This is a genomic window from Chamaesiphon sp. GL140_3_metabinner_50 (assembly GCF_025361915.1).
In the GTDB taxonomy this organism is placed as follows: domain Bacteria; phylum Cyanobacteriota; class Cyanobacteriia; order Cyanobacteriales; family Chamaesiphonaceae; genus Chamaesiphon.
In genome coordinates this window covers 1-12,612 of the sequence record NZ_JANYJC010000364.1, presented here as the reverse complement: position 1 = coordinate 12,612, position 12,612 = coordinate 1, and the positions used below count along the sequence as shown (strand labels likewise).

Sequence of the window (12,612 nt, the reverse complement as noted above, 5' to 3'; positions counted from 1 at the left end):
GAATTTACCATCCCATTTATCGATTGCTTGTTTTTGCAATAATTCGGCTGTCAGGGTTTCGCGTAATAGGCGTTGGGCTTCGGCTTGCCCCTTGGCGCGGTTGACATTGGCTTCGGCTTCTTGCTCGGCTTCTTGAGCAACGTAGACGGCTCTTTGAGCGCGTTGTTCGGCAATTTGTTTCTCTTCTACTGCTTTAGAAAATTCGGGCGAAAAATCTAAATCCACAACGCTGGTATCGAGAACGATGATTCCATATTTTTCTAGACGATTGCTGAGGGCGAGATCGAAATCTTGCTTGAGTTCGTCGCGTTTGGTAATTGCTTCTTCTACCGTGCGCCGAGCGGCGGCAATTTTAAAAGATTCTTGAGTTTGGGGCGCAATAATTTTAGAGACGATATTTTGAAGCGTCCCTTGGGTACGGCGAATATTGACGACTTGTAATGGATCTAACCGAAAATTGATGGCGAAGCTAGCAGTTAAATCTTGTAAGTCTTTAGTAGAACTTTGAGCGGGAACTTCAAATTTTTGGACGGTAATATCATAAATATCTACTTTCCCAGCCAGCGGCGGTTTGAAATGAACGCCTTCTAGCAGTACTCCATCAGCCGCTTTACCCAAGACACTCACTACCCCAGCCTCGCCAGGATTGACGACGACAAATGAGTTAAACCCAATGACTGCCAATATCACTACAAAGGCAATGGCGATTATTTGTTTCCAGTCAAGATTATTGCGAACGGTCATTTAGGCTACTTTTTGCTGTTTCCCTACTAGTTTAGAACTCGATCTCGATTTATGTCGGCGATCTCCACCCTCCCTACTTCCTACTCCTTACTTATTCAATACCACTCGCAAACCACAACCATTCATTCGCAGATCTGGAGCCAAACTGCACCGCACCGCACTTCTACAGCCGCGCGCCACATAATCCCAAGCTCCACCTCGCATCACTCGTTTATCGCGCTCGGTAGCATTGGCATCTACCCAAGCACTTCCATCCATCGGTGCGCCTCGATAGCTTGGCTGATAGGTATCTAAGCAACATTCCCAGACATTACCGTGCATGTCAGATAAGCCAAAAGCATTGGGGGGGAAGCTACCGACAGGGGTGGTGCGTTCGCGATTTTCGCCTTGAGGCGCGCCTGCATAAGGGTAATCGCCGTTATAGTTGACTAAATCGGGGGTAATTATATCGCCAAAATGAAAGGCGGTATTAGTACCAGCGCGACAGGCATATTCCCACTGGCTCTCGCTGGGAAGGGTGTATTGTCTGCCTGTTTGGTGCGATAATTTGGTGCAAAATTCTAGGGCATCATGCCAAGATATCTGTTCGATCGGGTCATCTAATCCTAATCCGTACCCTTTATCCTCGCCCATCATCTGTCGATATTGAGCGACGGTAATTGGATATTTACCGATAAAAAAAGCTGATAATGTCACCTGGTGGAGCGGCTGTTCGTCTTGATGGTGGCGATTGTCGCCCATGATGAATGTACCGCCAGGAATGGCGACTAAATCGAGACTGACTTCCTCCCCCAAGTTTTCGATGAAACATTCGACAGTACCCGGTTGCCGATCGATAATTTCACCATTATTATCGACGCTGACTGTTTCAAAGCTATAAGTGGTGAGATTATCTACAACAGACATGGTGATTTAAGCACAGGCGCGATCGATAGATCTTTTAGTATCTCATAGGCTGACGACGATCGAGATCTGCTAAAATAGGTAAAGATGAAGTTAAAATCCGCAGCATAGTTACTGCGATCGTCAGTTTTATGAGATTAATTTTGGTAATCGAGAGCCAGAGATTGGCTAGGGAGGATGGTCGAGCCTAAGTGTTTCGACCATCTGGGGTTAAATGTTGAGGCAACATTAACTCAAGCAAAAAGGTTGTATCAAAATCGCGCCGTTGGCGAAGCCTCTCCCCAGGAGAATCGCGATGCCTCTAGACTATTTTTCATCGAGGGCGTTCGTAATTTTGTCCGAGTCTCAGACAATCGGTTCGAGCTGGTAACGATTTTATTTAGCGAAAAGTTGCTGACTGCACCGCTAGCACGAAAGCTAGTCCGCCAAGCCAGGCGAGATGGAGTCCCGACACTCAATCTCACCCCCGAACAGTTTCGACAGATATCTTACACCGAAAGGGCTTCAGGCATCGCAGCAATTGTCAAGCAACGTTGGTCGAGATTAGATGAGATTTCGCCACAGGCTGGCTTATGTTGGCTAGCCCTAGAAATGGTGCGATCTTCGGGAAATTTGGGCACCCTCATCCGGACATCGGAAGCTGTCGGTGCGGCGGGTTTAATTTTGATTGGAGATCGGATCGATCCTTACGATCCAGATGTAATGCGGGCTTCGATGTGTGGAGTGTTCTCGCAGCAGTTGGTTCGCACAAGTTTCGATCGATTGGCTGATTGGTTACAACGCCATCGTTGTCAAGTTATTGGGGCATCGCCAGAGGGGAAATGCGACCTCCATCAGTTCGATTATCCCCGATTAACGGTACTATTTTTAGGGGAAGAGCGTCAAGGTTTAACCAGCCAGCAGCGGGAGTTATGCCATCATTTGGTGCGGATTCCGATGGTGGGGGATGCAGATTCGCTCAATTTGGGGGTAGCGGGAAGTTTGATGTTGTATGAGGTGTATCGATCGCGATCTTAATTCTATGCTAGTTGTGGAATCAATTTCGATCGAACATCACCCGGTTGAGATTTATTCCACAACTTATTTTGACTGAATAAAATTGTTGAAAGCAAAAGAAATGCTTGGTTTTTATGACAATATCTTTTACTAATGCTACAATTGTTATATAGCTGTGAAATTAGTTCTCCCGTTGTTTTTGCTTTCCTTGTTGTTAGATCGGAATCTTTAGTCATGCTGAATAATCGATCGTGAATGATTCGATCGATCGGTAGAGATTTAGATCGTATCTTCATCATGTACTCTATACCTATTGGTTGACTCGTTAGGTTGGAAAAGCTTTGAAATCATGAGAGGTTTACGATGAAAGCATTGCTGCTCTATCCTCGATTTCCGCAATCATTTTGGTCTTACGATCGAGCGATGTCTATGGCTGGACTCAAGGCAGTGATTCCCCCGCTGGGAATTATTACCGTGGCGGCACTATTACCCCAAGACTGGGAAATTCGATTTTACGATCGCAATGTCAGCCAGGAAACCGAGGCAGATTGGGAGTGGTGCGACCTGGTAATTCTCTCGGCGATGCTGGTGCAGAAACCCGACTTCCACGCCCTAATTCAAACAGCCCTACGATTGGGTAAAAAAATCGCCGTAGGCGGCCCCTATCCCACCTCAGTGCCCCAGGATGCCTTGGCTGCTGGCGTACATTACCTAATTCTGGATGAAGGGGAGATGACGGTACCATTGTTTGTGGAGGCAATCGCACAGGGGCAAGCAGAAGGTGTCTTCAGATCGATCGAAAATAAGCCAGATGTCACCACCAGCCCCATGCCCCGTTTCGATCTGCTCCAAATGGATGCCTACTTCATGATGGCGATGCAGTTTTCGCGGGGCTGTCCCTTCAACTGCGAATTTTGTGACATCATCTCTCTCTACGGTCGGAAACCTCGCACCAAAGCACCACAGCAAGCCCTCGCCGAACTCCAAACCCTCTACGATTTAGGTTGGCGCGGATCGCTATTCATCGTCGATGATAACTTTATTGGCAATCAGCGCAATGTCAAAAACTTTTTGCGCGAACTGATTCCTTGGATGCAACAGCATGACTACCCCTTCACCTTTATGACGGAAGCGTCGGTGAATTTAGCTGAGGATGACGAATTGCTCCAATTGATGGCAGCAGCCCGATTCTATGCCGTATTTCTAGGGATCGAAACCCCCGACCAAGACAGTCTTCACGTCACCCAAAAACTCCAAAATACCCGCCAACCACTAGTCGAAGCCTGTGCAAAAATCAATCAAGCTGGAATCTTAATTTACGCCGGATTTATCCTCGGTTTCGATGGCGAACGCACTGGAGCAGGCGAACGGATTCAAGCCTTTGTCGCCCAAACTAGTATTCCCCAACCGATGCTGGGCATCCTTCAAGCATTGCCCAATACCGCACTCTGGAACCGACTCGAACGAGAGCAACGGCTCATCGAGGGCATCGGCATTACTGAGACGGGGGATCAAAATACCCTGATGAATTTTATCCCCACCCGCCCCATCGCCGACATTGCCCAAGAGTATGTAGATGGCTTCTGGACATTGTACGAACCTGCTAATTATCTCCATCGCTGTTTCGAGCAATGCCTCAGCATCGTTGTTAAAACTGGTTCGCAGCAAACGATGAAACTACCACTGAGCAAAGGACTGCGGGTTTTAGCTCAGTTAATCTGGCATCAAGGGCTGCGCCGTCCCGCACTGCGGGGACAGTTTTGGCGACAACTATGGACGATTTTACGCACTAAGCCCCAGGTGCTAAATATGTATTTGGGTTTGTGCTTAACTGGCGAACATTTTTGGGAGTACCGGATTTTAGCCAGGGAAAGGATCGCTCGACAGCTAGGCTCCGACCCTCTCGATGTCTCTATACTCTCCGATCGAGTAATCCAGATTATCTAGCGATACACTCATTCAATTATTAACACGCTGTGGTTATATCGTTAAGATCGCGGGATCTCCAACCTTGCATCGGTCGGCGATCGATTGTTATCCTAAAATGTAAAGAGATGTAACGCAAATAATTTGCATAGGGTAAGGCATCGATGGTAACAACAGCAGTAGCAACGGATCGAGTCACAGCGGGTGGAGACGAACCGACGAAATTCGAGCCGATCGAATCTTGGTATCCGGTAGCTTATATTGAAGATCTGGATAAACTCACACCGACACCGTTTACATTACTCGATCGAGACTTGGTTATCTGGTGGGATAGCCATGCAGCAGATTGGCGGGCATTCGACGATCGTTGTCCCCATCGATTGGCTAGACTATCGGAAGGGCGGATTGCCGAAGATGGGTTATTGGAATGTCCTTATCATGGCTGGGCATTTACAGGCGATGGTACGTGCGATCGCATCCCCCAGCAATTACCCGATGCTAAAGCGGAAACATCGCGCCGCGCTTGCGTTAAATCGCTGCCAACTGCGGTGCATCAGGGATTATTATTTATCTATCCAGGGACGGCTACAAGAGCTGTAGGGACTCCCGTACCGTTAATTCCGGTACCGATGGTAGATGGCAAGCCGAGCGATGGCTGGGTGATGATGAATACGTTTCGCGATTTGCCTTATGATGCGATGACGCTGCTCGAAAATGTTCTCGATCCGAGTCATTTACCATTTACCCATCACAATAGCGTCGGCAAGCGATCGAATGCTAGTCCGGTAGAATTAGAAGTAACTTCATCCGACAAATTAGGCTTTACAGGCACTTGGGCGGAAGGGCCGAGAAAAGGTACGCTAGGCAGACAAGATAGCACTTTTATCGCGCCATGTCTGATGTGGCACTCGCTGACATCGAAGCAATTTGGCGAAACGATTACGGTAGTATATGCCACGCCAACGCGCAAGGGTGAATGTCGAATTTTCGCCAGATTTCCATTTAAGTTTGCGAGTAAAGTTCCGGCATTTTTTATTAAAAATACCCCCCAATGGTATTCGCACATTAATAATAATGCGATTTTAGAAGACGACCAAATTTTTCTGCACCATCAAGAACGCTATCTAGTCCAAAGCGGCGGGAGCGAGAATTTTAGTCAGGCTTTTTATCTGCCAACCAAAGCCGATGCCTTTGTATTTGAATACCGTCAGTGGTTGAATGATTATCAAGCCGCTCCGTTTCCCGGACAAACTTTTTCGCCAGCATTACCAACAGAAAAGTTACTCGACAGGTATCACAGTCATACCGAACACTGTCAGAGTTGCAGTAATGCCTATAAAAATATTAAAACAGCTAAAAGCGCAATCGTTATTACCGCGATATTCGCTTGGATAGTTGCTACTATTTTTGCACTGAATGGTGGTGAGAATGCCCTGAGTATAGGCTTAATTGCGATCGGTATAGTGGGAGTCGGTGCGATCGGCTGGGGGGTCTGCGATCGCCTGCAAACTAAGCTAGAGCTAGGCGATCGTCTTCCCGCCCGCAATCGTAAGTAGACACTAAAACTAAAAACCCGACTTTTTCAAAAAGTCGGGTTTTTGGAAGAACAGTATTAATTAATCAACTGTCACAGCCTTTACATCAACAGGAGCATCCTCAACAGTTGTTTTTGTTGTTCTATCGGATCTAGTGCTTTGCGCTTGTAATTTTTCTTTGGCAAGTTGCGAAACCTCAGCAATTAATAACGAGATCACAATCCCATCATCGAGCCAACCAATAATTGGGAAAACATCGGGAGAAATATCGATCGGACTAACTAAATAAACGATGGAGCCAGCTACTACCCACCACCGATATTTAGGATTACGTAACAAGTCGCGATACCAGTTGTAAATCGATTGAATGGAAAAGTTCATGTCGGTTTCCTTTGAGCTATTTCTGAGCTACTTATATCATCTACTAATTAACTCAGTTTCGACAGGTGTGGAAAACTGATAGTTTTGTCGTGTCGTCCACACCTGTTTAGGTTTTAGGCTTGATAGCTTGATAGTTTTAGGGATTAAGCCGAGAGGGTTCTGGCTTGCTTAATCATGGCGATGAGGGTTTGGTGAGCGTCTTCGGAGTCTTGCAGTTCGCGATCGAACGGAATTCGCAAATTGACGGTTTCACCATCGACTTGGGCGGTAAGATCCATACCTAAGGGATCGATCGCACTCATGGCGGCTGTCGCGGCGGTGGGGGCTTTACCGTAGACTTGAGCGTATGTAAGCACGGCGGAAGCATGATCGTCGTTCATGTGTTTGCAGATGCGATCGCTAATTTCTGGGCTGATAATATCTGCCATAAGAATAGGTTGGTGTGGTAGCTAAAAAAATATATCTCGATCGTACCGCAAACATCCACTTTATAGCTAAAACTAGGGTTGCTTCCCGGTCTGTTTTTTGAGTCGTTCGATGGCTAGCTGATAAAATTTTGTGTTGCCCTGTTGTTGAAATAATTCTGCGGCTCGTTGCATATCAGCTATTGCTCCAGATTTATCATTTAAGCGATCGTGTTTCAGCATACTGCGATTATTATAGGCGATCGCATAGTCAGGGTCGAGTTGGATGGCGCGATTTAAATCGGCTAATGCTCCCTGAATGTCCTGGAATTTGTCCGCTTTGAGCAAACCGCGATTGTTATAAGCAATTGCATTGTTAGGGTTGAGTTGGAGGGCACGATTGTAGTCGTCTAATCCGCCCCGCACATCTTGGAGTTTTTCTTCTTTGAGCCAACCGCGATTGTCGTAAGCAGTAGCATAGTCAGGGTCGAGTTCGATGGCGCGATTTAAATCGGCTAATCCGCCCCGAACATCATCAAGTTTGTCCGCTTTGAGCAAACCGCGATTGTTATAGGCACTAGCCAAGTTAGGGTCGAGTTGAATGGCACGATTGTAATCGGCGAATCCGCCCCAAACATCCTGGAGTTTGTCCACTTTGAGCAAGCCGCGATTGTTATAGGCACTAGCCAATTTGGGATCTAGTTGAATGGCACGATTGTAGTCGGCTAATCCGCCCCGAACATCCTGGAGTTTCTCTTCTTTAAGCGAACCGCGATTGTTGTAGGCAGTAGCATCGTTAGGATCGATTTGGATGGCGCGATTTAAATCGGCTAATCCGCCCCGCACGTCCTGAAGTTTGTTCGCTTTGAGCAAACCGCGATTGTTGTAAGCCCCAGCATAGTTAGGGTCGAGTTGAATGGCGCGATTTAAATCGGCTAATCCGCCCCTAACATCTTGGAGTTTTTCCTGTTTGAGCGAACCGCGATTGTTGTAGGCAATCGCAGATTTAGGATCGAGTTGGATGGCGCGATTGTAGTCGGCTAATCCGCCCCGAATGTCCTGGAGTTTGCCCTGTTTGAGAAAACCACGATTGCTGTAGGCAATAGCCAAGTTGGGGTCGAGTTGAATAGCGCGATTGTAGTCGGCTAGTCCGCCCTGAAGGTCTTGGAGTTTGTCCTCTTTGAGAAAAGCACGATAGCTGTAGGCAATAGCCAAGTTGGGATTGAGTTGAATGGTGCGATTGTAGTCGGCTAATGCGCCAGTATAATCTTGTTTACTTAACTTCTGCCCTGCTAATGCGATGTAGTCATCAGCTTTTGGTGCGGTGTTTTGCGGAATGGGTGCTACTTCTGCGGCTAGCTCCACGCCCATTTTGCTGGCAACCGTCGCGAAGCGATTGACAGGGATGCCGAGATTGAATCCGGTTTTGGCTCCAGTGTCATCGCGATCTCCCCTACCGTGAATGGCGACTAGTTCGCCGTTGCTATTTAAAACTGCGCCACCGCTCATGCCTGGTAATGTATTGTTGCTATAGACCAAGGAGTAGCCTTTTTCTAAAACTTTATCGCTGTTGGCAGAAACTTTGCCTTCCCTAAATACAAAGATTAACTCGGTGATAGCCGTACTCGTACTTGGAAATCCGCCGACATATAAATCCATGCCCGATTTGAGTAGGTTACAATTGCCGAGTTTGGCGGTGGGATATTTGGTTGCCGATTTGAATTTAACTACTGCCAGATCGATATTACCTGGAGATGTACGGATCGAGCTGCTAATAATATCGTACTTGCGATCGTCGGATGTCGTAATTTGATAACTGGCTTTGTTCTTCACTACATGAGCGGCAGTGAGGACGGTATAAATATCACCTTGCTGTTGCAGGATGACTCCCGAACCGACACTATTGGGTTCGGTAATTAAAACGGTAATTGCTTTAGCTGTTTCGCCAATCTCGACTGATGACTTAGCACAGGCGATCGTTTGGACGAGGGGAATTGTAGCGGTAATCCCGATTAGTCCCGCCCACAGTGAAATTTTGGATGACATGAGGATGTAACTAACTTGTGATGAGATTAATATTAACCCAAGTTGCTAGTTACAGTTGAGATGCCAAAGATATCTACCAAATCGATCGGTTTTTAAAAAGCAATGGCACTCAAATGGCGAGATTGCGTACTCAATTTAGCGGTTGAGTTAAAAAAGCATACTCAGTGACGATCCGATTTTCTAATAAATGTTCTTGAATGATGCGCTCGATGACTGCTGGAGTAGCAGAATGATACCAAACACCATCGGGATAAACAACCACGATCGGGCCGTGATGACAGACGCGCAAACAGTTGGCTTTAGTCCGAAATATGCATCCTGGCTGTGCGTCAGGCAGATCTAGCTTTAGTTCTTTAAGTCGGCGTTTGAGATAATCCCACGATGCTAGGCTATCGGCTTTATCGCAGCATACAGGTTTGGTTTGGTCTGCACAAATTAGAATATGTCGAGAAATGCGATCGAGTCCTAGTTGCGCGATCGATTTAGCAAACATCTCGGTGTCTGGCAAGTTATCATCCATGAGGGGAGATGGGAGTGGGGAGATGGGAGCGGGGAGAAGTAAGGAGTAAGGAGTAAGAAGTAAGGAGTAAGGAGTAAGAAGTAAGGAGTAAGAAGTAAGGAGTAAGGAGTAAGAAGTAAGTTACTTCTAAAACCTAAAACCTATTTCTGCCCCCGCCTATGGAGCGGCTGGAGCGGGTGTAGTGACTGGTGCTGTTGCTGGCGCGACTACTGGCAGGGTCGTGGGTGCTGCTGCGGGTGTTGTAGCAGCAGTAGCTATTTCTAGGCGATAAGTACCAGTTGTCGCACCTGGTGGTGAGACGATTTCGATTCGATACTCGCCAGATAGCGGGAGATTGCCCTGCCAGTTGACCGTATTTTTGGCGTAGACATCAACATTCGCCTGATTGGGAGCGAGGATATTCATCGTTGCTCCTGGCGGATTGCCACTGAGTGATGCCTTGAGTTGTTGCCCTGCCTGAAGCGTCATACTAAAGACTGTCGATTGGTTGGCATTGAGCGTCCCTTCTTTAACCAGTGGTTTGCCCAGTTCTAGGTTCAAAGCTTCCGCAGCAGCAGCGACAGGTACGGGTGCGGGGGTAGCCGCCGGGATGGGTGCAATTGGCGCAGTAGTGGCAATTGGGGCTGGTGTCTGGGGAATGATGGCGGCTGGATCTGTCGGTATGGCAGTTGTCGGCGCGGGGGGTAATGTTTTAGTGCCGCTATTCGATGTTGTCATCGATCGACTGATAATAAAAATCGGGAGTACTAAAAATATCAGTGCGGCTGCTGCCGCACCTAGGGCAATTCCCCAGGGGGTATTCAAAATTCCACGTAGCGGATTTTGGGGTCGGAGCGGCTCCAGCTTGCGGACGGGAATATTCGAGCGTTTGACTCGCGATAGTGGTACCGCTGGACGGTTGTTTGCAGATGAGGATCGATCGTTTGCGGTGATGCGACTACCCGCAGTGGGTGGGACGAATGTGCCTGCGGGAGCATCGGTGGGAATGGCTGTAGAGCCGACGAAATCTGAGACGGAGCGGAGAGCTTGCGCGACCTCATTTGCGGACTGGTAGCGGCTATTAGGTACCCTACTGAGCATTTTATTGAGAATTTTGGAAAACCACGGCGACAAGGTGGGCACCCATTGATGCCATTTCCAGGTCATGGTACTTTTGTCAATCAGACTTTCGGGTTTGCGTCCGGTCATCATGACTACTACGGTGACTGCTAGGGCATATAAATCGCTATTGGCGTAAGCTTCGCCAGTTTGCAGTTGTTCGCCCGGAGCGTATCCGGCTTTGCCCACAGTAGTGCCTTGATGGATTTGGGTGGAGACTTCGAGTTGGGTAACTCCGGCTTTAACAACGCCAAAATCAATCAGAACTGGCAACTTATCGCGATCGCGAAAAATAATATTATCGGGAGAAATATCGCGGTGAATGATGCCCATTGCGTGAATATGCGACAATACTGGCAGCATATTCTTGAGAAATTCGACGGCTTCGAGTTCGGTAAATGTCGTACTATTTTTTAAGCGATCGCTGAGAGTTTTGGCAACGGTTTTCCCCTCTGCATACTCTTGCACCAAAAAGAGCCGTTTCTGCTCTTCAAAGTTGGCACGAAATTTAGGAATTTGGGGATGGTTGATTTGATATAATACTTGAGCTTCGCGTTGGAATAGCTCCTTAGACTTTTTGAGCGCGTCGCGACCGCGATCGTTAGGGCTGAATTCTTTAAGTACGCACATCTCGTCAAAACAGCCCGTGTCTTGAGATAAGTAGGTACGACCAAACCCCCCCTGACCTAATACTTTGGTCACGCGGTAACGCTGTTGGAGCAATGTTCCCAATGGAATTGGTGGGTGCATAACCAGAACTTACGCCTAGAACTAAGGAGGATATAGAAGGTTGACTAAACATATTTTAGTCAAGATCGAGCGAAATTTATGGCGATCGATCTGGATCGGTTATGCCGATGAATCGATGGTTGGCTAGTTATCTTTAAAATCGACGGTCGTATTTATTCGATTATAGATAATTTAAATCTCTAACCGTTCTTATCATACCCTCGCAGCAGTCAGAATCGTTCATCTGTGCCGAATAAACTTACTATGAAAATTTTGCTTGTAGATGACGAAGCCGCTCTGACAGAACCATTGAGCCGACTATTGACTAGGGAAGGATATACGATCGATGTCGCTACCGACGGTCGAACTGGCTATACTTTAGCTAGTGGTGGCAATTACGATTTGCTAATTTTAGACTGGATGTTACCGCAGTTGACTGGGTTGCAGATTTGCCAACATTTACGCGATCGGGGCGACCTAACTCCAGTATTATTTTTAACAGCTAAAGATACGCTCGACGATCGGGTAATTGGACTCGATGCGGGTGCGGATGATTATTTGATCAAGCCGTTTGAGTTGCGGGAATTACTAGCGCGGGTGCGCGCGTTGCTCCGGCGGGTACCGACGACAGATCCTACACCCACTCCAGCTAAACTCCAAGTGGACGATTTAGAGTTAGATCTTGACAATCAACTCGCCTATGTGAGGGGACGGAGTATCGAGCTGTCGGAAAAAGAAACCCAGTTACTCGGCTATCTAATGCAGAATTCTGGGCAAGTCATGACTCACAGCCAAATTCAAGCACATCTCTGGGGGGAAAATACCGCACCTAGTAGTAATGTTTTAGCTGCATTGGTGCGACTGCTCCGCCGGAAAATTGAGGTTGAGGGTTCGCCAGAATTGATTCAGACTGTTTATGGGAAGGGCTATCGGATTGGGCTTAGGCTTTAAGATTACCTCTGTTATGGCAGTCGCTCACGAGCGGTTAAGACATGCTTAAATCTCAGTCCGTGTAGGCGGACTTTGCAACACTAGCGGCGATTTCAATCGCTGTGCTGTCTGAATCGCCCTGTCGGTTGCTAGACGATGACTATTTGTACTAAGCGTAGCGGTAGCGATGCGCTAAACCCTGGGGTTTCCCCAGGGTTTAGCGCATCAAGACAGACGATAAATACTTGTGGTTTGCGAGTATTATTTGCGTGGGCAGAACCCTGATCTGGGGGTTCCGACCCCCAGACCCCCCGTGCCAGAGGCGGAACGCCGCCCCTCAAACTCCCCTGCGTAAGGGTGGGTTAGTTAGAATCGGGGTGGGTGTTACTACATTCCAAGG

11 protein-coding genes are annotated in these 12,612 nt (G+C 47.6%); 4 read left to right on the top strand and 7 right to left on the bottom strand.

Features of this window, described 5'->3' with window-relative positions; translation table 11 throughout:
• Both Q0R35_RS17930 and Q0R35_RS17925 read right to left on the bottom strand, forming a co-directional pair.
• Positions 1 to 744 (bottom strand): prohibitin family protein (locus Q0R35_RS17930; protein ID WP_295621664.1); only part of this gene is annotated, 744 nt, incomplete at its 3' end.
• 87 nt (positions 745 to 831) lie between these two features.
• Positions 832 to 1,650 (bottom strand): formylglycine-generating enzyme family protein, encoded by an 819-nt coding sequence (locus Q0R35_RS17925; RefSeq protein ID WP_295621661.1) that lies wholly within the window; start codon positions 1,648 to 1,650, stop codon positions 832 to 834.
• A 174-nt stretch (positions 1,651 to 1,824) separates the two neighbouring features.
• On the opposite strand from Q0R35_RS17925, the gene Q0R35_RS17920 reads away from it, so the two are divergent.
• From Q0R35_RS17920 to Q0R35_RS17910, 3 genes are all read left to right on the top strand, one after another.
• Positions 1,825 to 2,664: an RNA methyltransferase gene (locus Q0R35_RS17920; RefSeq protein ID WP_295621658.1), complete on the top strand. Its 840-nt coding sequence runs from the start codon at positions 1,825 to 1,827 to the stop codon at positions 2,662 to 2,664.
• Positions 2,665 to 3,006: 342 nt separating this feature from the next.
• Positions 3,007 to 4,590, top strand: coding sequence for a B12-binding domain-containing radical SAM protein (locus tag Q0R35_RS17915; protein WP_295621656.1), 1,584 nt, complete (start codon positions 3,007 to 3,009; stop codon positions 4,588 to 4,590).
• 143 nt (positions 4,591 to 4,733) lie between these two features.
• Positions 4,734 to 6,125, top strand: coding sequence for a Rieske 2Fe-2S domain-containing protein (locus tag Q0R35_RS17910; RefSeq protein ID WP_295621652.1), 1,392 nt, complete (start codon positions 4,734 to 4,736; stop codon positions 6,123 to 6,125).
• Between the two features lie 60 nt (positions 6,126 to 6,185).
• Here Q0R35_RS17910 and Q0R35_RS17905 read toward each other — a convergent pair whose 3' ends face one another.
• The 5 genes from Q0R35_RS17905 to Q0R35_RS17885 all read right to left on the bottom strand — a co-directional run bounded on the left by Q0R35_RS17905 (position 6,186) and on the right by Q0R35_RS17885 (position 11,303).
• On the bottom strand, positions 6,186 to 6,485 hold the full coding sequence (locus tag Q0R35_RS17905; protein WP_295621648.1) for a YkvA family protein: 300 nt from the start codon (positions 6,483 to 6,485) through the stop codon (positions 6,186 to 6,188).
• 143 nt (positions 6,486 to 6,628) lie between these two features.
• Positions 6,629 to 6,913 carry a DUF2470 domain-containing protein gene (locus Q0R35_RS17900; protein WP_295621645.1) on the bottom strand — a complete coding sequence of 95 codons (285 nt, stop codon included), beginning with the start codon at positions 6,911 to 6,913 and terminating at the stop codon, positions 6,629 to 6,631.
• 72 nt (positions 6,914 to 6,985) lie between these two features.
• Entirely contained in the window at positions 6,986 to 8,935 is a 1,950-nt protein-coding gene (locus Q0R35_RS17895) for a trypsin-like peptidase domain-containing protein (RefSeq protein ID WP_295621642.1), read from the bottom strand.
• Between the two features lie 130 nt (positions 8,936 to 9,065).
• Positions 9,066 to 9,455 carry a ferredoxin gene (locus tag Q0R35_RS17890; protein WP_295621639.1) on the bottom strand — a complete coding sequence of 130 codons (390 nt, stop codon included), beginning with the start codon at positions 9,453 to 9,455 and terminating at the stop codon, positions 9,066 to 9,068.
• 156 nt (positions 9,456 to 9,611) lie between these two features.
• Positions 9,612 to 11,303, bottom strand: a complete 1,692-nt coding sequence (locus Q0R35_RS17885) for a serine/threonine-protein kinase (protein ID WP_295621636.1) — start codon at positions 11,301 to 11,303, stop codon at positions 9,612 to 9,614.
• 243 nt (positions 11,304 to 11,546) lie between these two features.
• Between Q0R35_RS17885 and rppA the strand changes: the two genes are divergently transcribed.
• Complete coding sequence (gene rppA / locus Q0R35_RS17880) at positions 11,547 to 12,233, top strand: two-component system response regulator RppA (protein WP_295621633.1); 687 nt, start codon at positions 11,547 to 11,549, stop codon at positions 12,231 to 12,233.
• The last annotated feature ends 379 nt before the right edge of the window (positions 12,234 to 12,612 follow it).

Bases quoted from the DNA above. Each gene is read 5' to 3' on its own strand.
- Q0R35_RS17925 (WP_295621661.1), bottom strand. From the start codon at position 1,650: ATGTCTGTTGTAGATAATCTCACCACTTATAGCTTTGAAACAGTCAGC.
- Q0R35_RS17920 (WP_295621658.1), top strand. From the start codon at position 1,825: ATGGTCGAGCCTAAGTGTTTCGACCATCTGGGGTTAAATGTTGAGGCA.
- Q0R35_RS17915 (WP_295621656.1), top strand. From the start codon at position 3,007: ATGAAAGCATTGCTGCTCTATCCTCGATTTCCGCAATCATTTTGGTCT.
- Q0R35_RS17910 (WP_295621652.1), top strand. From the start codon at position 4,734: ATGGTAACAACAGCAGTAGCAACGGATCGAGTCACAGCGGGTGGAGAC.
- Q0R35_RS17905 (WP_295621648.1), bottom strand. From the start codon at position 6,485: ATGAACTTTTCCATTCAATCGATTTACAACTGGTATCGCGACTTGTTA.
- Q0R35_RS17900 (WP_295621645.1), bottom strand. From the start codon at position 6,913: ATGGCAGATATTATCAGCCCAGAAATTAGCGATCGCATCTGCAAACAC.
- Q0R35_RS17895 (WP_295621642.1), bottom strand. From the start codon at position 8,935: ATGTCATCCAAAATTTCACTGTGGGCGGGACTAATCGGGATTACCGCT.
- Q0R35_RS17890 (WP_295621639.1), bottom strand. From the start codon at position 9,455: ATGGATGATAACTTGCCAGACACCGAGATGTTTGCTAAATCGATCGCG.
- Q0R35_RS17885 (WP_295621636.1), bottom strand. From the start codon at position 11,303: ATGCACCCACCAATTCCATTGGGAACATTGCTCCAACAGCGTTACCGC.
- rppA (WP_295621633.1), top strand. From the start codon at position 11,547: ATGAAAATTTTGCTTGTAGATGACGAAGCCGCTCTGACAGAACCATTG.